This window comes from Planomonospora parontospora, assembly GCA_014647935.1.
Taxonomy (GTDB): domain Bacteria; phylum Actinomycetota; class Actinomycetes; order Streptosporangiales; family Streptosporangiaceae; genus Planomonospora; species Planomonospora parontospora.
The window spans coordinates 1-18,537 of the sequence record BMQD01000054.1 but is presented as its reverse complement, the minus strand read 5'-3'; the positions used below and the strand labels follow the sequence as shown (position 1 = coordinate 18,537).

The following is an 18,537-nucleotide window of genomic DNA, read 5'->3' as shown; positions in this document are numbered from 1 at the left end:
AGGATGGCGTCAGAGTGGTGATGGCGCCGTCGGTCTTGGTGGGATAAACGTACTCATCCGATACCTTCGGAGAGTTCGGCGGCGGTGGCAGTTCCATGGTTGTGAAAGACCAGAAATGCGGTGCCATGGCGTTGCCGGCTTCGTCCTTGGCTCCGCTCACTTCAACGGTGTACTCGGTGCGCTCTGCCAGTGGCTGAGCAGGAGTAAAGGACAAGAGAGTCGTTGAGTCCGCCGAGAGACTGCCGGTCACGAAGTTGCCCGCTTGATCCTTCACCACGATTTGCCCCTCAGACACCGGCTCGCTGAAGGCTGCCTTGATCGGGCTGCCGAGGGCCGCATCAACTGAGTCCGCCGCAGGGAGCGACTCGGTAACCGTTGGTGCGGTGGTATCTGAGAGAGCGGTCGTGAACGCCCAGGAGTAGGGCTCCATCAGGTTTCCGGCGGGATCCCTCGCACCGGTGACGTGAACTGTATGGGTGGTCTCGGCAGACAGAGGACCGCCGAATGTCAACGCCCACGCCCTACCGGCGGTGTCCACGGTGATATCACCGGGGATCTGGGCTCCTCCCGCGTCCGTGACCGTGATCTGAGCATCGGACACCGTCTCCGAGAAGGTCAGCTTGACCTTGGTCGTGACAGGGACGCCAGTGGCGTCCTTGGTCGGACTGGTTTCCGACACTGTAGGTACGACCTGATCAGTGACTGTGGCGAATGACCACGTGTGCGGTGCCATCACATTGCCGGATGCATCCTTGGCAGCGCTTACCTCGACCGTGTAGGACATGTTCCATGCCAATTGGCCTCCAGGTGTGAAGGTCCAGACCTTGGCATCGTCACTTATCCCGGCATTTCCCGTAACAGGTGTTCCCGAGCTGTCCTTGACAGCGAATGCCACGTCGGCTACGGGTTCGCTGAAAGTCACCCGGATCGGCGCCGCCAACTCGACTTCGGAAGCGCCATCCGCCGGGCTCGTCTCGATTACAGAAGCTGGCGTGTTGTCAACCGTGAAGGACCACGCATAGGGGGCGCTGCCGTTGCCGGTGGAGTCCTTGGCGTCGGTTACTGTGGCGGTGTAATTGCCCCCCGGCACTAGCGGGCTGCTCGGTGCGAAGGTCAGTGACTGGCCGGAAGGATCGATGCTCATCTGGCCGGCCAGCGGGTTGCTCCGCGCGTCTGTGACCGTAATCTCGGCTCCAGTGATCTCCTCGTTGAAATCAGCTCGGATCGAGATGTTTGCGGGAACATTGGTTTGCCCACTGGAAGGAACCGTGGAGATGACCGACGGCGGTGTTGCGTCCGGCTGTGGAGACTTGTCTGCTTCGATCGCCGTTAGCCACTCCTCCGGGGATATGTCATCCGGGGGAGCTAGGCCAAGCGCCGAATCCTCCATCACATAGTCCGATGCTTCTTCCCGCTGAATGAGCGCCTCGGCTTCGCTGATGAGGGGCGCGGGGGCATCGTTCGCTGGGATATCGGTGTGAGCGATGACGCTGCCGACGGTGGGGGAGGTACGGTAGGGGATGAGGAAGCCCCTGATCCTTGTAGGCTTTTCGTACTCCACGAAGAAGTACGGATGGTGGCTGCCGTCCGGTGCGGTTTCCGGGTAATTACCGGACAGATACTGGCGCCAGTTGTTCGCACCCGATTCGGCCACCGCGCGGATCATGACGCCATGGTTGGGCATTCCGTCCGCCCAGGCCTGGGCGATCTGCTCGATGGAATACCAGAGCTCACCCTCGGCCATCCAGTCAGAGCAGCTCTGGTCCTTACCGTAGGGATTGACCACGTAGCCATCCGCAACCGCGCGGGGCTGGTCACTCCACTTCAAGGTAGTGGGGGTCCAGTCACTGGCGACGCGGTGCAGGGAAATATCACCGACGTTGCCACACGCACTGGACAGGTAGTTCCACAGAGTGATGTTCGCATCCAGGATCTGTCGGCCGATGAACGGCGCTCCGGTGAGATTGAACTTCAGGTACGAGCGGTAGTTGTAGCCATCCCGGCGTCCGGCAAACAAGGCATTCGAGTTCGCCATGTAGCTACCGTTTTGGTAGCTACCACCGTTGGCGATGAACGTGTCGGCGGGAGCGCCTGCCCCATGCCAGGGCGTCGGGTTGCTCGCGACCACCGTTACCGGATACGTCACCGCAGGGTCGGCCAGGAACGTGGCATCGGGCGTAAGAACGAGAGCTGTGTCCTCGCCGCTTCCGGTCAGAGTTGAGGTTGCGCTACTGGTCTTGCCGGTGCCGGGTGATGCGATCTCCTTGGCATCCAGGATCGGCAGTTTCGACAGGTCGGCGACCTCCTTGCCGTCGGCAAGGGCAGCGGGCTTGCCGCTGGAGGATTTGCCCAGGCTCATGCCGGAAGGTGGATCGATTAGCACGGGCAGTTTGAGGCGCTTGCTGGGCCGCTCGCGGATCACGATCTGATGCTGGTATCCCCCTGGAGTAATGGTGACGATCAGGTCGATCTGAGGGCCGTACGCAGATCTATATGTGGCCGTGTTGCCAGATAGCTCCGGAACGGGCAACTTGCCGGGTGCGGCGATGCTGACCTCTCCGGGTTGCCCCTCCTTGATGCTGAGGGAGTCACCCTTGGCGGTGAGTAGAGGGGTCGTGCTGCCGCCGTTGGACAGTTGAATGTCCAGCGTGGTCATCCGGGGTTTGACGACGCCGTTCTCCGCGATCAGCGTTGGGTCGACCTTGTGCCAGGCGTCGTTGCGCTTGACGCGGACAACGGTGCTTGACACATAGGTCTTGACCGTCTTGCCGCTGGGCGTGGCCACGGTGGTCATGTTTTCAGTGTGGAGGCTGGGGATCTCCACCTCCCTCCCGGTGCGTTTGGCTTCGGCTTTGGCGGCGTCAACGGAGTCTGGGGTGACGGATGTGTTCGATGGCGAGGTGGCTGTTGAGGTCGGCGTGGGTTCGGCGATCGCTGGTGGTACGAGAAGCGAGGCCGAGAGGGTGAGCGTTGCCAGGATGCAGCCTCGGCGACGTGTCGCGACTAACAAGCCGGACGTGGGTCGAGCTCGTTTCACGTGAGCCCTTTCATGCCTAGTGGGGCAAAGCGAGGCGATCGTGGCACGCTATAAAGGAATAGTAAAGATCATCTTTGTGATGGGTAAGATCCCCTCCGTCATTGTGAGTGGTCGTTGCGATGGGTTCGCTGTGATAATTTATTCCTATTTGCCGTTGTGAGGGTGAGGTCCAGGGTCCGGGCAAAGTCGGCCGAGCATCATGTGAACCCGAGGACCGGCAGGACCCGCGTGGCGTCCCGACCGAGGTAGCGGATCGTCTGGGCGAGGTTGCCGGATCCGGACCGGCGGAGCACGCCGACGACGAGATTGCGCAGCCCGGCCATCACCCGAGGCGCGTTGGCGGTGCGGACCTGGCAGTGGTCTTCACCGAAGGTGACATCACGCACCCAGTGCAGCCGATTCTCGATCGACCAGTGGCTGCGGATCCAGCCGGCCAGCTCGGCAGGGGTGGCCTGCCAGAGCGGCACGCTGGTGACGGCGTAGACGGTGACGGTCCGCCACCGGCCCTCGCACAGGTCCCTGACCTGGCGTTTGATCTGCAGGGCCTGGACGGCGTGCGGAAAGCCCGGACCGGCCTTGACCGTGACCGCCTTGAGCATGCCCGGCTCTTCATGGCCGTGGCCCCGCTCACGCCGCCGGTCGGCGACGGGCACCTTGTGCCACAGCAGTGTTTTGACCTGCGCATACAGGCTCGGCTGGTTCCGCTTCACGATCACGATGTAGTGGGCGTTTTTCTCACCGACCAGGAAGTCGACGTGATCACGCTGGGTGTGCAGCGCATCAGCGGTGATGACGCAACCGGCCAGATCCAAGCCCTGAAGCAGCGGCCGGAACCGGGTGATCTCGTTGGTCTTGCCGCCCACACCGGTCTGGGCCAGTACGAGACCACCGCTCTGGTCGACGGCCGACAGCGGGTGCACCGCCTCGCCGTCGGCGGTGCGGGTGCCGCGCAGGCTCTTGCTGTCCACCGCCACCGCCCGGCGGCGCGGCCGGTCATCGGGCGGTGTGGCGGGTGTACGGGCGGGCCGGTTCAGCCAGGCGGCGACCGCCGCGTCCAGCGCATCGGCGTCGAGGTGGGCGAAGGCCCGGCGCAGGGTCGCCTCGTGCGGTGGAACCCGGTCGTCCCCAGCCGTACGTATTCCATGGAACGGAACCCTCCCGATCTCGGCAACGGTGCCGGCCCACGACCGGGTGATCAACGCCTGCGCACAGGTCGCGCCGGTCACGCCGGGGCGGGCGCGGGATGGGCACGGGCCGGTCGGACGGGGCGGCCCGCGGCCACGAGCGTTCAGCAGTTCTTGTAGGACGTCCGGGTCGAGTTGTAGGAGCAGTAGTCCGCCAGAGCCCCGTTGCTCTTACGCAGATAGGCGGTGTCCTTGTCGTTGTTCCACACGTACCAGCCACGTCCTTGGTAGAGGGTCGTGGAGGTGTTGGTGCCCTTGCCCGTGCGGATCGTCAGCGACTTGCCGGCACCGATGATCTGCCCGGCGCGGAACACGTAGCGGTGGTTGGACCTGTCGACCAGGACCCAGCCGCCGATGTTGATGTTGACCCGGTTCGTGTTCTTGATCGTCACATACTCACGGTTGATGACCGTGTTGGACCGGGTGTCCGTGCCCGGGCTGTCGTAGTAGATGCGGGTGATCTGCACCGACGGAGCCGCGGCCGCGGCGGGCTGGGCGAACGGGACGAGCACTGCGGACGTGACGACGGCGGAGGCGAGGAGCCTGCTGAACATGGGCACTCCTGGTGGGGGAACGGACTGTGCGGGAGGCCGCCCTCTTCGGAGAAGAGATACCGGACGAGCGAAGTTTTATAGCGCTTTAGGCTATATGTCCGTAAGAGTGCTTATGTTTCCGGGTGGCCGGGGAGCGTCCGCTGGGCGTGCCGGCGGCCGTCCGGTTCATGTCCGCTCGGCTGAACGCCGTGGCGCCGACGGGCCGCCCGCACCGACGGGCCGCCCGCACCGACGGGCCGCCCGCGTCGGCGTGCCGGTGCTCGGTGCTCAGCGCTGCGGAAGGTCCTCAGGAGCGCCGGGGATTCCGGGCCGGAGCCGGACCCTGCTCGCGTGGTCTCCCGCCTCCACGAGCGCCTGCGAGGAGTCCTCCCGCAGGGACCCCTCCCAGCCGCAGTCGCAGACCGCCACGTATCCTCCGCCGGTCACGCCGTCTTCCCTCGCGGCGCGTTCCTCGATCCCGCCGACGTGCTCCGCCCGCCCGTTCCGCGTGACCAGGACGGCGGTCGCCATGAGCATGACCGCTCCACCCGCCACGAGCCCTCCGAGCAACCCGAGGTAACTCGCATCCGAAGCGGTCTCCACCAGATATGGATCGGCCCCGGGTAGGTACACCAGCACCATGGAGGTGAGGAGCACGACCCCGCCGCCTGCGCCCGCCGATCCCCACGTCATGCGCAGCGCCGGTGGGACGCGGCCCAGCACGGCGGGGACGATGACGACGTCCGCGGCGACGACGGCGCCGCCCAGGACGTGGAGGGTGAGCGCCGGAGGCCAGAGGGGCCGGACGGCGGGGAGAGCGATCAGCCCGGCGAGGATCAGAGCGCCTGCGGCGAAGGCGAGTGCGGGATGCCTGTCGAAGACCATGGTTCCTCCTCGCAGGGAACAACGGATCTCCCCGGACGTCGGTGCCCTCTTTCTTGTGATTCGAGCCGGTCTCGTCCAGTGGAACACCCGGCCCGGAGATCACGGTTTCCGTAGATTCGGTCCCATGACTGATCGACCCTTCGAAATCGTCTGTGAGATCGAGCCGCCGACCCGCCCCGACCTCAAGCACGTCCGCCACCAGATCGGCACCCTCAGCCGGATCGCCGGCTCCTTCCTCGTCCCGGACAACCACATCGGCCGGGCCACGGTCTCCAGCGTCGCCGTCGCCCACGAGGTCCAGGCGATGGGCGGGCGGAGCATCGCCTGCCTCAACTCCCGCGACCGCAACCTGCTGGGCTTCCGCCGCGACCTGCTCACCGCCGCGGCGTACGGGGTCGACCAGTTCCTGTTCGTGTACGGCGACAAGCCCGCCACGGGCAACCGGACCAGCGACCTGACCGTCCGTTCGATGATCGAGGAGGTCCGCGGGCTCGGCGAGGACCCCGCCTTCGAGGGAAGCCCCGCCTTCCGGGTCGGCACCGCGGCCGGGCTGCGCCCGCTGCCGGCCTGGAAGCGCGCCGCCGACTTCGTGTTCGTCCAGGTCTGCTTCTCGCTGGAGGCGCTGCTGCGGTGGCGCGAGGCCAATCCGGTGGATGTGCCGGTCTACGCCGGGGTGATGGTCATCGCCAGCGAGAACCACGCCCGCCGCCTGGCCGCCGCGATCCCCGACATCGACATCCCCGCGGACCTGGTGGAGATGGTGGCGGCCGACCGGCTCGCCGGGGTCGAGGCGGCCTGCGAGCAGGTCCTGGCCATCCGCGACTCGGGCGCCTTCGACGGAGTGCACCTGATCCCGGTGGCCCGCTACCGGGAGGTGGAGTCCCGGCTGTCCGGGGCGCTGTGAAGGCCCGCCCCGGATGCTCACGGGCCTAATCCAGGGCGCACAGCAGCCGGGGCAGCACCTCCAGCTGGAAGGCCTTGGCGTCGCTCGGCTGCTGGTTGGCGGCCAGGACGACGCGGCGGCCGTCGTCGGTGGCGCCCGCCAGGGTGCGGTAGCCGACGAATCCGCCGCCGTGGCCCCACCAGTCGCCGCCGCAGGGCAACGCGGTGCGGAACAGGCCGAGTCCCGCCCGCGCGCCCGGCCACATCCGCTCGGGATCGGCCGGGACGGTGGTGCGCATCCCGGCCAGCTGCTCGGCGGGGAGCAGCCTGCCGCCGAGCAGGGCGCCGTAGAAGCGGTCGAGGTCCTGCGGGGTGGAGATGAGGGCACCCGCCGCGTGACCGATGGAGGGGTTGAAGCGGGTGGCGTTGTGGTAGACGCCCTCGTCGAGGACGTAGCCGTCGGCATGCCTGCCCGCCACGTCGTCCCTGGTGCCGGGCCAGTAGGTGCCGGTCAGCTTGAGCGGCTTGATGATGCGCCGGGTGATCAGCCGGCCGATGTCCTGGCCGGTCGCCTTCTCCGCGGCCAGGGCGGCCAGGACGGCGCCGGTGGAGGAGTAGGCCCAGCCCTTGGTCCGGGGCATCTCGAGCCCGGCGGCGACCAGCCGCTCCGGCTCGACGGTGGTGAAGCGCAGCGCGAGCTGGTCGATGGTCTCGGCGTAGTCGCCCAGGCGGGCTTCGTGCCGGAGCGCCCTGCGCAGGGTGATCTCCGGCTCCAGCTCGAACCGGGGCAGGTAGTCGCTGATGGGCGCGTCGAGGTCGAGCCTGCCCTCCGCGGCGAGCTGGAGCACCACGACCGCGGTGAAGGTCTTGCTGACGCTGCCGACGCGGAAGCGCTCGTCCCCGCGCATCTTCGCGCCGGTCTCCCGCCTGGCCGCTCCGGCGGCCAGCCGCCAGGTGCCGCAGCGGGGGCTGGTGACGGATACGGCGAGGCCGGGGGAGACCTTCTGCTCGACCGCGGTGTCCAGCGCGGTCTGCAACCGGCCGCGTACGGCGGAGCACGAGGGCGACGACGTATCGGCGGCGGCCGGGAGGGCGAGGGCGGTCAGCAGGGCGGAGCCGGCGCAGACGGCGGCCAGTACGGTGCGGATCGACATGTCCCGATCATGGCCGGGGGCCGGTGGCGGGGGATCGGCCGGAAGGCGGCCGCCTCGTCGGCCGTACGGCCGATCCGGGCCGGACCCGTATCGGCCGTCCGGCCGGTCCGGGACGCGCGGCCGGTCTGGGTGTGTGCGGCTGGTTGGGAGACGCGCGCTCGGCCTCTCCCGGGCGTCGCGGCTCCCTCACACCGGTCCGAGGCGCAGGTTTGAGCGCTCGCGGAAGGAGTCGAGCGCGCCCGGCGCCGCCGTCCCGACGCGCAGCGTCGAGGTGATGTGGCAGTAGTCGGCCAGCACCCGGCTCGACCGGTCGGCGAAGCTCAGCCAGTCGCCGCCCTTGCACACGTCGCGGGAACCGACGTAGCCGAGCAGCGACTCGACGGTCCCCAGATCCCCCTTGCGCAGCCGGACGGAGGCCTGGTGCGGCAGCGACCGCACCGCCTGCCGGCAGGCGACGTTGATCAGGAAGGCCGACAGCCTCCTGAACCGGCTGTACCACCGCTCGGCCGGACCGGAGCGCCCCTGGACCCGGGGATCGGGCCAGCCGTGGTCGTCCGTGGACACGCTCCACTGCGCGGGCCACCGGTTCTCCCCGCAGAAGAGCAGCGCGCCGGCCTCGACGTCCAGCCGCCCGGGAGCGCTCACCCGGAGGGTGTACTCGCGGCCGCCGGTCCCCATCAGCTCCGGGTGCCGGCCCGCCGCGGCGTAGTAGTCGCGCAGGGCGTCCGGCAGGGCGAATCCCAGGCGCTCCTCGGCCGCCGCGATCTCGGCGCGGGGGCAGCCGTCCTCCGGTCTCCAGGCGCCGTACGCGGTCGACACGACGTCCTGGAGCGATTCCTCGATCATGATGGGTCCCTCGTCCGGCGGATCAGAGAAGCAAGTTGACCACGACGGTGAGCAGGATCGAGAGCAGGACGGAAATAATGATCATGGTCAGGCATCCGGCGGTGCCGCCGAGAAACCTGATCTCGGTGTTTCCGATGCGCATGCCGTTCGGCTACCCGGTGGCGGCCGGGGAAACCGCCGGCCGGCCGGAGCGCGTCCGGGGGATCTTCACGGGGGGATATCATCCGGATACGGCCCGAAGTATTGATTTCCACGAAAGGCGTCATACGACAATGGACGTGCTGGCCCGTAACAACGTCCAGATATCGGGGAATCCTTCGGGAACGCCGATGATTTTCGCCCACGGATTCGGCTGCGACCAGAACATGTGGCGGTTCGTCGCGCCGGCCTTCGAGGAGGACCACCGGGTCGTGCTCTTCGACCACGTGGGGTACGGCTCGTCGGACCTGGCGAGCCACTCCGCGGAGCGCCACTCCACCCTCGACGGCTACGCCCGCGACCTGCTGGAGATCTGCCGGGAGCTCGACCTGGAGCGGGCCATCTTCGTCGGTCACTCGGTCGCCGCGATGATCGGCGTCCTGGCCGAGATCGAGGAGCCGGAGCGCTTCGGGCGGCTGGTGCTGGTGGGCCCGTCGCCCTGCTACATCGACGACGGCGACTACGTCGGCGGGTTCAGCCGGCAGGACATCGACGAGCTGCTCGAGTCGCTGGACAGCAACTACCTCGGCTGGTCCGGCGCGATGGCCCCGGTGATCATGGGCAATCCGGACCGGCCCGAGCTGGGCGAGGAGCTGACGAACAGCTTCTGCCGCACCGACCCCGCGATCGCCCGGCAGTTCGCCAGGGCGACCTTCCTGTCGGACAACCGGGCCGACCTGCCGCGGGTGCGGGCGCGCACGCTCGTCCTGCAGTGCTCGGAGGACGTGATCGCCCCGCCGCAGGTGGGGGAGTACGTCCACCGGATGATCCCCGGCAGTGAGCTGGTCCTGCTGAAGGCGACCGGGCACTGCCCCAACCTGAGCGCCCCCGAGGAGACCGTGTCCGCGATCCGCTCGTTCCTGCGGGGCTGAGAGGGGACGGGACCGACGGGACGGGACCGCGCCTGTGGCCCAGCCGGACGAGGCCGCCACGCGGATGCATGAGCCTCCGCTGACAGAGGCCGTCGAGGACGACTTCGGCGACCTCTACGAGCACGCGCCGTTCGGCTACCTGTCCACCCTCATGGACGGGACGATCGTCAGGGCCAACGCCACGTTCCTCACCATGGCGGGACGCACCCGCGCAGACCTGGTCGGCCGGGTCCGCTTCCCCGCGCTCCTGCCGGTGGGCGACCGGATCTTCTACGACACGCACTTCGCCCCCCTGCTCGCGATGCAGGGAGAGGTCAGGGAGATCGCGGTCGAGTTGAGGCGCCCCGACGGCACGAGGCTGCCGGTCCTGGTCAACGCGGTGGTCAAGCCCGCCGCGGAGGGTAGGCCGGCGGTCATCCGCCTGTCCGCGGTGGCGGCCACCGACCGCAGGCGGTACGAGCGCGAGCTCCTGCGCGAGCGGCAGCGGGCCGAACGCTCCGAGGCCGAGGCCCGCCACCTCGCGCAGATCCTGCAGGCGAGCTTCGTGCCGGCGGCGCTGCCCGCGGTCCCGGGCCTGGACGTCGCCGGGGTGTACCGGCCCGCCGGCAGCGGCGACGAGGTGGGCGGCGACTTCTACGACCTCTTCGAGACCGCGCACGGCTGGGGGATGTCACTCGGGGACGTGTGCGGCAAGGGCGCGCGGGCGGCGGTCGTCACCAGCCTGGCCCGGTACACGCTGCGGGCCGCGGGCATCCGGGACGCCCGGCCCGCGGAGGTCCTCTCCCTGCTCAACCAGGCGCTCCTGCGCGAGCGCACGGACCGCTTCCTGACCGCGGCCTACGCCCGGATCCACCACGACGGCGCGGGGAGGCCGCGCCTGAAGCTGTCCCTCGGCGGGCACCCGCCCCCCGTCCGGATCTCCCGGGAGCACCCCTCCGGGCCGGTGGGCCGCCCGGGAGACCTGCTGGGCGTCTTCGACGACCCGAAGCTGCGCGAGACGGAGGTGGAGCTCTCCCCGGGGGACGTGCTGCTCTTCTACACCGACGGGATCACCGAGGGGCGGGGCGCCGACGGCGTGATGTTCGGGGAGGAGCGGCTGCGGCGGTCCCTGGAGGCGGCCCGCGGCGCGGACGCGCAGGGCGTCGCCGAGCACCTGGTGGACGAGGTGGTGGACTTCCAGTCCGGGCTGCCGATCGACGACATCGCCGTCCTCGTCCTGCGGGTCCCCGACTGAGGGGCAGGCCGGTCGCGCGCCGCCGGCCTGCCCGACGGGTCCGCCGCGGGAGCCACTACGAGGCCAGGTGGCGCGACCACCACTCCAGCACGGCCTCGAAGCGCTGGAGGCGGTGCCGGGGCCGGCCGCTCCGGGTCAGCTCGTGGCCCTCGCCCGGGAAGAGCAGGAACTCGGCGGGCACGCCGTTCCGGCGCAGCGCGACGTACATCCGCTGGGCCTGCTCGACCGGGCAGCGCCAGTCCTCCTCCGAGTGGACCACCGCGAACGGCAGGGTGATCCGGTCGGCGTGCTGGAGCGGGCTCATCGCGCGCTGGGTCTCGGGGTCGGGACCGCAGTAGGCCTCGGCGAAGAACCAGCCGATGTCCGAGGAACCGGTGAAGGAGTCCCAGGCGTTGACCGCGCGCTCGCTCCAGGCCGCGCGGAACCGCTCCCCGTGGTGGGCGGCCAGCCAACTGGTCATGAACCCGCCGTAGGAGCCGCCCATCACGCCCACCCGGTCGGCGTCGCACTCCGGCAGGGCCAGCGCCGCGTCCAGCAGGGCCAGCACGTCGTCGGCGTCGACGGTGCCGAGCGCGCCGACCACCGACCGGCCGTGCGCCTGGCCGTACCCGGCGGAGCCCCGGGGGTTGGGCAGCACGACCGCGTACCCCGCGGCGGCGTAGACCTGGGTCTCGTCGAGGAAGCCCCAGCCGTGCTGGTGGAACGGTCCGCCGTGCACGTTCAGCAGGACCGGGTGCGGCCCCTCGCCCTCGGGCAGCGCCACCCAGCCGTGCACCGGGTAGCCGTCGGGGGCGACGGCGGTGATCTCCCGGAGCGGGCGGGCCGCGGGCAGCGGCCCGCAGAAGTCGGCGAGCGTCCCGCCCGCGTCGGCGACCAGGCCGGGGTGCTCGGGCGTGGACAGCACGGCCACGGTCCGGCCGCGCCAGGCCGCGAACGCCTTGACGGCCGACCGCTCGCCCAGCACGACCGTGAGCTTGCCCAGCGGGACGCCGGCGGAGGAGTCGAGGGGCACCAGGCGCAGCTCGACCGCGCCGCGCACCCGGACCGCGACCAGGACGCCGCCCTCCACCGGGAGCGGGGTCAGGGACTCGCAGTCCACCGACTCCTCCTCGGTCAGCCGGACGCCGGTCGGTAGGGGCGCGGACCCGGCGCCAGTTGGTCCGGGCGCGGACCCGGCGCCGGTCGGTACGGTCGCGGACCCGGTCGGTACGGTCGCCGGCTCGGCGCCGAGCCGTACGGGCGCGCGGTAGAGCCCGGTGTTGCGGGCCACCGCATCGATCCCGGAGAACTCCGTGCCCAGGAAGACCACGTCGCCGCCGGGGAGCACAGCCGGGCGGGCCGCCGAGCCGGGGCCGCGCACCACCGGGACCGGCTCGCCGCCGAGCGCGGGCACCGCGTACAGGTCGGTGTGCAGGCTCTCGGGGTCCAGGTCGCGGGGGGCCGAGACCAGCAGGTGCTCGTCGCCGTGCCAGCAGGGGTCGTCGACGTCGTAGCGGTCGCCGGTCAGCGGCACCGGCTGCGGGATGTCGGCCAGCGCGTTGACCACGTACAGGACCTTCCGGCGGTCCTGGACGAATCCCACGTTGTCGCTCCGGTAGCGGAAGCCGGTGATGCGGCGCGGCGCCTCGGCGGCGGGGCCCACCCCCTCCTCGGTGCCGTAGCGGCCCGCCTCCGGGGTCCGGGCGACGAACGCGATCCGCCGCGAGTCGGGCGCCCAGACCGGGGCGCCCGCGCCGAGCGGCAGGTCGGTGATCGGGCGGGGTTCGCCCCCTCCGGTCGGCATCACGTGCAGCTGGGGCCTGCCGCCCGCGGTGGCCCGGAGGAAGGCCACCCAGGCGCCGTCCGGAGAGATGCTCGGCGCGGTGTCCAGGTCGCCGTGGGTGAAGGGGACCGGCGGGCCCTGCGGCGGGATCCGCCACAGGCCTCCCCGGTAGGCGTCCGCCTTCAGATCGGGGTGGGCCACGTCGACCAGGAGGAGATCGTCGTGGAGGGTCACGCTGCCGGGAACGTGCAGCAGGGCGAGGTCTTCTGGGCGCATGGCCTGGGACGTTATCACCCGATGAAGAACGCTATACCGGGCACCGGGTCTGTCCGGATCACCGGTCGGGTACCGGTTTGTCGACCGACTGAATCGTGATGTGTGGGGACGGAAGCCGTGAACGGACGTGCCATGGCCGCGGTGAAACGCACGATCTACCGAGCCCTGTACGGCTCCCGCTACGACCGTGTGCCCTGGGGGCAACGGATCTACGTCCGGCCGGGGGAGCGACTGGCCCGGGAGGTCCAGTGGCGGCTGCGGCTGCGCCGGGCCGAACTGCTCACGCTGGCGGAGTACCGCGAGCGGACCGATCTGGGGGAGATCGAGGAGTTCGTCGTCTGCCACCTGTGCGGCGACAGCCGCCAGCAGCCGCTGTTCCGCCCCACCGGGCCCAAGGGCCGGTGGAGCTACCAGGTGGTGCGCTGCCCGGGGTGCGGGTTCCTCTACCGCAACCCCAACATCCGGCCCGAACGCCTCGGCGACCTGTACGCCAACGGTTACAGCGCCTTCCTCACCGGCAAGTACGCCGCGGACCGGCGCCGCCGCTACCGGCTGACCATGGACTCCTTCCACCCGGTCTTCGCCCAGGGGGGAGGGCGGCGGCTGCTGGACTTCGGCTGCGGGGCCGGGCTCTTCCTGGAACTCGCCGAGCAGCGCGGGTTCGACGCGGCCGGGGTCGACCTGTCGCCGGACTCGGTGGCCGAGGCCAACCGGCGGCTCGCCCGGGCGCGGGCCTACCACGGCACCCCGGAGGACGTCCCGGAGATCGCCGTGGGGGGCTTCGACGTGATCACCCTCTGGTCGGTCCTGGCCCACCTGCCGCGCCCGCTGGACGACTTCCGGCGCTTCCGCAGCCTGCTCGCGCCGGGCGGGGTGCTGATGATCCTCACCGTCAACGCCGCCTCGCTGCAGCTCAAGGCCCACGGCAGCGCGTGGAACGGGTTCACCAAGAACCACCTGATGTTCTACTCGGCCGAGACCATGCCGACGCTGCTGCGCCGTACCGGGTTCGCCGGGGTGGCCTTCACGCCCTTCTACGGCGACACCGTCGAGGCGGGCACCACCAAGCTCTCCGAGCCGCTGCAGCGGCGGCTCCGCCGCAAGGTCGAGGCGTCCGACGGCGGCAACATGCTGCGCGCGCTGGCCTTCGCCGACGACGAGGCGATCGACCGCTGGGGCGGCGGCCTGAAGGTCCGCCGCCTGCCCAAGTACGAGGGCTGACGGGCGCGGCGCCCCGCGGGGGTCAGGCGTCCTGGAGCCGGAGCGTCCGCAGCGTCCGCAGGGCGTCGCGGGCGGGGGAGCCGGCGTCCGTCGTGTAGAGCACCACCCGCTGGTCGCGGTCGGGGACGTGCAGGGACTGGCAGGAGACCTCGATCACGCCGATCAGCGGGTGGCTCATCCGCTTGCGCTGGTTGCGCTGGATCTCCACGTCGTGCGTCTGCCAGAACGCCGCGAACTGCGGGCTGAGAGCCAGCATCTCCGCGACCAGCTCGCCGATCGAGGGGTCATCGGGGTAGCGCGCGGCGGCGGCGCGCAGGTCGGCGACCGCGGTGCGGGCGAAACCGCCCTTCTCCTCCTCGCAGAGCCCGGCGCGCAGGTCCGGGGAGGCGAAGACGTGGCGCACCACGTTGAGCTCCCGGGGTCCCGCGCGGTCCAGGTCGCCCAGGAGCACGCCCGCCAGCGGGTTCCACGCGAGGATGTCGTACTTGGCGTCGACCACGTAGGCGGGTACGTCCTCCAGGGAGGCCAGCAGGTTCAGCACCCCCTGCGGCACGTCCCGCGAGGGCCTGCCGCCGGGCGCCGGGGCCTCCCCGGCCAGGTGGAACAGGTGGGCGCGCTCGTCGGCGGTCAGCATCAGCGCCCGGGCCAGCGCGCCGAGCACCTGGCGGGACGGGTGCGGCCCCCGGGCCTGCTCCAGGCGGATGTAGTAGTCGATGGACATGCCCGCCAGCTGGGCCACCTCCTGGCGGCGCAGCCCCGGGGTGCGCCTGCGCCCGCCGCCGGGCAGCCCCGCCTCCCGGGGCGTCAGCCGGGCGCGGCGGTTGCGTAGGAATTCGGCGAGTCCGCTGCGGTTCATGCCCTCCATCATGGCCGGAGTCCGCGCCCCGACGGCGGCCCGAGGGTGGTACCGCCGGTCCCAGCCTTCCGGGGTCTCTCCCGCCCCCGGCGGACCCCGGCGAGGGTGAGGGGCATGATCGCTCTCATCACGGGTGCCACCAAGGGCATCGGGCACCAGATCGCCAGACTGCTCGCCGAGCGGGACGTGACCGTCCTGGCCGCCGGCCGGGACGCGGAGCGCGGGCAGCGGGCCGCCGACCGGATCGGCGCCCGGTTCGTCCAGCTCGACGTCACCTCCGCCGAGTCCGTCGCCTCCGCCGCCAAGTGGATCGAGGCGGAGTACGGCCGGCTCGACATCCTCGTCAACAACGCCGGGGTCCTTCTCCCCCAGGAGGACCCGGCTCCCAGCGCCACCCCGGTGGACGTGCTGCGCGACACCTACGAGACCAACGTCTTCGGCGTGGTCGCCGTCACCAACGCGATGCTCCCGCTGCTGCGCCGCGCGCCCGCCGCGCGGATCGTGAACATGTCCAGCGGCCTGGCCTCCCTGGCTCAGGCCACCGACCCGCAGAGCTCCTCCTGGGAGCACAACTACCTGGCCTACAACTCCTCCAAGTCGGCGCTCAACATGGTCACCGTCGCCTACGCCAAGGAGCTGGCCGGCACCCCGATCAAGGTCAACGCGGCCGACCCGGGGTATTGCGCGACGGACATGAACGGCCACAGCGGCCCCCGCACCGCCGAGCAGGGCGCGGCCGCCGCCGTACGGCTGGCGCTGCTGGACGCCGGCGGCCCCACCGGCTCCTATCAGGACGAGGACGGCGTCCTGCCCTGGTGATCTACCTCACCGGCGGATTAGACGGCGGCGGACGGGACAGAGAGGGGAGGCGACGCGAATCGCGGTGGAGACCGCCTGAATGATCGGACGGTGAGATGGGGCAGCAACTCGACAAGGACCGGTTCTCGGAGGCGGAGTTCGCCCGCTTCGGGGAGCGGCTGGCCGAGCAGCTGGTGGAGCTCCGCGAGCTGCTGGCCCGGCCGGGGTTCGGGACGGGGCCCATGACCATCGGGGCCGAACTGGAACTGTTCCTGACCACGCCGGACGGCCGCCCGCTCCCGCGCAACCGCGAGGTGCGCGACACCGCCGGGGATGACCGGCTCACCCTGGAGCTCGGCCGGTTCAATCTGGAGGTCAACCTCACCCCGCTCCCGCTGGCGGGCAGGCCGTTCGCCGCGCTGGAGAAGGAGCTGCACGAGACCATCGCGGTGGTGGACTCGGCGGCGGCGGAGCACGGCGGGCGGTCGGTGGCGATCGGGATCCTGCCGACCCTGCACGAGTTCGACTTCACCCAGGGGGCGATGAGCGACGAGAGCCGCTACCGGGCGATGAGCCGCGGCTTCCGGCGGCTGCGGACCGAGCCGTTCCGGGTCCGCATCCACGGTGTGGAGCAGCTGGAGCTGGAGGTCGAGGGCGTGATCCTGGAGAGCGCCAACACCTCCTGGCAGGTGCACCTGCGCACCGCGCCCGCCGACTTCGCCCGCGTCTACAACGCCGCCCAGCTGGCGATGGGACCGGTCCTGGCGGTCAGCGGCAACTCCCCGGGCTTCCTGGGCCGGCGGCTGTGGGAGGAGACCCGCATCGCGCTGTTCGAGGAGTCGGCCGACGACCGCGACCTGGAGCGGCTCGGGCGCCGGGACCGGCGGGTGGCCTTCGGCTCCGGCTGGGTCAGGAGCGCCGAGGAGCTGTTCGAGGCGTGCGTGCGCGACTACGAGCCGATCCTGCCGATGATCACGCCGGAGCACGGCCCCGGCCGGGACGGGGCCCCCGCCCTGGCCGAGCTCCGGCTCCACCAGGGCACGGTCTGGCAGTGGAACCGGCCGGTCTACGACCCGGCGGACGGCGGCCACCTGCGGGTGGAGATGCGCGCCCTGCCCGCCGGGCCGACCCCCGTCGACATGGCGGCCAACACGGCCTTCCTGCTCGGTCTCACCTCCGCCCTGGCCGTCGAGCCGGTCGAGGAGTTCGCCTTCGCCTCCGCCTACCGCAACTTCTACCGGTCGGCGATCGAGGGCCTGGACGCCTCGCTGGCCTGGCCCGGCAGGCGGGACGAGGTCCCGGCGGCCCGGCTCGCCCTGGACCTGCTGCCGCTGGCCGCGGCCGGGCTGGAGCGGGTGGGCGTCGAGCCGGGCGAGGCCGAGCGGATGCTGGACGTCGTCCGGGAGCGCGTCACGCGGCGCCGTACCGGATCGGTCTGGCAGCGCGAGGCGCTGGAGGCGCTGGGCGGAGACCGCGCCCGGATGGTGACCCGCTACCGGGAGCTGGCGCAGACCGGCGATCCGGTGCACACCTGGCCCGTCTGACCCGGCCCTGTGCGGCCCTCCGGTGATGCCCTGCGCGGCCCCTCCCGGGTGAGCACGGCCCGGATGATCGCGAAAGGGATTCGACCGGCATACTCATGAATTCCGTACCTTGATCCGCCAGACTGGGCGGGACGGGAGGACTCTCATGAGCGCGATGAAGGCCGTGTCCGCGGGACCGTTCGAGCTGAAGCGCGACGACGACCGCTTCAGCGCCGGGATCCGGGTGCTGGAGCGGGAGCTCGAACGGGTGACGCTGGACGCCGTGCTGGCCAAGGCCAACCGGGCCGCCACCCGGCGGGGCTCCACCGGGTCGGGGGCCTTCGGCTCGATGAGGCCCCGGCCGGTGGACTGGTACTGCTTCGACGCCGCCGACAACGCCTTCCCCGACTGGTACCCGCAGGGGCTGACCTGCTCGTCCGACGCGGGCGCGGCGGGGAACGTGTTCGTGGTGAGCTGGTACTACAAGCCGGAGGCGGGGGAGCGGGGCGTGCGCCTGTCCTTCCTGAACGCCGCCACCCTCCGCTACCGGCACGTCCTGCTCGTCGAGGCCCGCGCGGACGGGGGCATCGCCCCGATCGACATCCACGCCGGAGGCGTCGCCTGGTACGGCCACCTGCTCTACGTCGCCGACACCGTCCGGGGGTTCCGGGTCTTCGACACCCGGCAGATCTTCGAGGTGAACGGCGGGGACGACCGGGCGATCGGCGGGGCGAAGGGCGTGTACAACGCGTTCGGCTACCGCTACGTGATGCCGCAGACCGGCGCGTGGACCACCACCACCGGGGCCGCCCGGTTCTCCTTCGCCGCCGTGGACCGCAGCGCCGACCCCGACCTGCTGGTCTCCGGCGAGTACGTCGACGAGCCGGGGGAGACCGGCAGGGTGGCCCGCTGGCGGCTGGACCCCGACGGGGCCCTGCGGGCCGGGGCCGACGGTGCCGCCGACGGTGTCGCCGCGGCGCTCGACGCCTACGCGCTGCCCGCCGGCAGGATCCAGGGCGCCCTGTCGTACGACGGCGCCTGGTATCTCAGCCAGGGCGCCGGATCGCAGCGGAACGGCACCCTGATCGAGGTCGGCGACGGGATCGTCCGCAGGCCGTACCCGGTGGGCCCGGAGGACCTCGCCTGCGTGCGCGGCCGCGGGCAGGTGTGGAGCGTGACCGAGTTCGTCGGCCGCCGCGTGATCTACGGCGTCCCCCTCTGAGTGACTGTTGCGAAACCGGTCAGGCGGTATCGCGGCGCTCGTCTTCGGCAAGCC

15 protein-coding genes are annotated in these 18,537 nt (G+C 70.8%); 7 read left to right on the top strand and 8 right to left on the bottom strand.

Annotated elements, in window-relative coordinates:
• The 4 genes from IEZ07_RS34480 to IEZ07_RS34465 form a co-directional block, all read right to left on the bottom strand.
• The coding region (locus tag IEZ07_RS34480; protein ID WP_191898642.1) for an Ig-like domain-containing protein at positions 1 to 2,794 on the bottom strand (2,794 nt) is incomplete at its 3' end.
• A 440-nt stretch (positions 2,795 to 3,234) separates the two neighbouring features.
• Positions 3,235 to 4,263 (bottom strand): ISAs1 family transposase, encoded by a 1,029-nt coding sequence (locus IEZ07_RS34475; RefSeq protein ID WP_191898641.1) that lies wholly within the window; start codon positions 4,261 to 4,263, stop codon positions 3,235 to 3,237.
• A 62-nt stretch (positions 4,264 to 4,325) separates the two neighbouring features.
• Positions 4,326 to 4,775 carry a lamin tail domain-containing protein gene (locus tag IEZ07_RS34470; protein WP_191898640.1) on the bottom strand — a complete coding sequence of 150 codons (450 nt, stop codon included), beginning with the start codon at positions 4,773 to 4,775 and terminating at the stop codon, positions 4,326 to 4,328.
• A 267-nt stretch (positions 4,776 to 5,042) separates the two neighbouring features.
• Positions 5,043 to 5,639: a hypothetical protein gene (locus IEZ07_RS34465; RefSeq protein ID WP_191898639.1), complete on the bottom strand. Its 597-nt coding sequence runs from the start codon at positions 5,637 to 5,639 to the stop codon at positions 5,043 to 5,045.
• Positions 5,640 to 5,763: 124 nt separating this feature from the next.
• Here IEZ07_RS34465 and IEZ07_RS34460 point away from each other — a divergent pair, with 124 nt between their 5' ends.
• Positions 5,764 to 6,543 carry a methylenetetrahydrofolate reductase gene (locus tag IEZ07_RS34460; RefSeq protein WP_191898638.1) on the top strand — a complete coding sequence of 260 codons (780 nt, stop codon included), beginning with the start codon at positions 5,764 to 5,766 and terminating at the stop codon, positions 6,541 to 6,543.
• A gap of 25 nt (positions 6,544 to 6,568) precedes the next feature.
• On the opposite strand, the gene IEZ07_RS34455 is transcribed toward IEZ07_RS34460, so the two are convergent.
• Both IEZ07_RS34455 and IEZ07_RS34450 read right to left on the bottom strand, forming a co-directional pair.
• Positions 6,569 to 7,675 carry a serine hydrolase domain-containing protein gene (locus tag IEZ07_RS34455; protein WP_191898637.1) on the bottom strand — a complete coding sequence of 369 codons (1,107 nt, stop codon included), beginning with the start codon at positions 7,673 to 7,675 and terminating at the stop codon, positions 6,569 to 6,571.
• 186 nt (positions 7,676 to 7,861) lie between these two features.
• Positions 7,862 to 8,521 (bottom strand): SMI1/KNR4 family protein, encoded by a 660-nt coding sequence (locus IEZ07_RS34450; RefSeq protein ID WP_191898636.1) that lies wholly within the window; start codon positions 8,519 to 8,521, stop codon positions 7,862 to 7,864.
• 329 nt (positions 8,522 to 8,850) lie between these two features.
• Between IEZ07_RS34450 and IEZ07_RS34445 the strand changes: the two genes are divergently transcribed.
• The gene (locus IEZ07_RS34445) at positions 8,851 to 9,591 is read left to right on the top strand and encodes an alpha/beta fold hydrolase (RefSeq protein ID WP_307729047.1); all 741 of its coding nucleotides are present in this window, start codon (positions 8,851 to 8,853) and stop codon (positions 9,589 to 9,591) included.
• 64 nt (positions 9,592 to 9,655) lie between these two features.
• Entirely contained in the window at positions 9,656 to 10,825 is a 1,170-nt protein-coding gene (locus IEZ07_RS34440; RefSeq protein ID WP_191898634.1) for a PP2C family protein-serine/threonine phosphatase, read from the top strand.
• Positions 10,826 to 10,880: 55 nt separating this feature from the next.
• On the opposite strand, the gene IEZ07_RS34435 is transcribed toward IEZ07_RS34440, so the two are convergent.
• Complete coding sequence (locus tag IEZ07_RS34435) at positions 10,881 to 12,863, bottom strand: S9 family peptidase (RefSeq protein WP_191898633.1); 1,983 nt, start codon at positions 12,861 to 12,863, stop codon at positions 10,881 to 10,883.
• Positions 12,864 to 13,004: 141 nt separating this feature from the next.
• Here IEZ07_RS34435 and IEZ07_RS34430 point away from each other — a divergent pair, with 141 nt between their 5' ends.
• On the top strand, positions 13,005 to 14,084 hold the full coding sequence (locus IEZ07_RS34430) for a class I SAM-dependent methyltransferase (protein WP_191898632.1): 1,080 nt from the start codon (positions 13,005 to 13,007) through the stop codon (positions 14,082 to 14,084).
• Positions 14,085 to 14,106: 22 nt separating this feature from the next.
• Here the strand turns inward: IEZ07_RS34430 and IEZ07_RS34425 are convergent, their stop codons facing one another.
• Positions 14,107 to 14,940, bottom strand: a complete 834-nt coding sequence (locus IEZ07_RS34425) for a helix-turn-helix transcriptional regulator (RefSeq protein WP_191898631.1) — start codon at positions 14,938 to 14,940, stop codon at positions 14,107 to 14,109.
• A gap of 114 nt (positions 14,941 to 15,054) precedes the next feature.
• Here IEZ07_RS34425 and IEZ07_RS34420 point away from each other — a divergent pair, with 114 nt between their 5' ends.
• From IEZ07_RS34420 to IEZ07_RS34410, 3 genes are all read left to right on the top strand, one after another.
• Positions 15,055 to 15,759 (top strand): SDR family oxidoreductase, encoded by a 705-nt coding sequence (locus tag IEZ07_RS34420; RefSeq protein WP_191898630.1) that lies wholly within the window; start codon positions 15,055 to 15,057, stop codon positions 15,757 to 15,759.
• Positions 15,760 to 15,854: 95 nt separating this feature from the next.
• Positions 15,855 to 17,282 carry a glutamate-cysteine ligase family protein gene (locus IEZ07_RS34415; protein WP_191898629.1) on the top strand — a complete coding sequence of 476 codons (1,428 nt, stop codon included), beginning with the start codon at positions 15,855 to 15,857 and terminating at the stop codon, positions 17,280 to 17,282.
• Positions 17,283 to 17,427: 145 nt separating this feature from the next.
• A complete protein-coding gene (locus tag IEZ07_RS34410; protein WP_068895516.1) occupies positions 17,428 to 18,483 on the top strand; it encodes a hypothetical protein in 1,056 nt (351 codons plus the stop codon).
• The last annotated feature ends 54 nt before the right edge of the window (positions 18,484 to 18,537 follow it).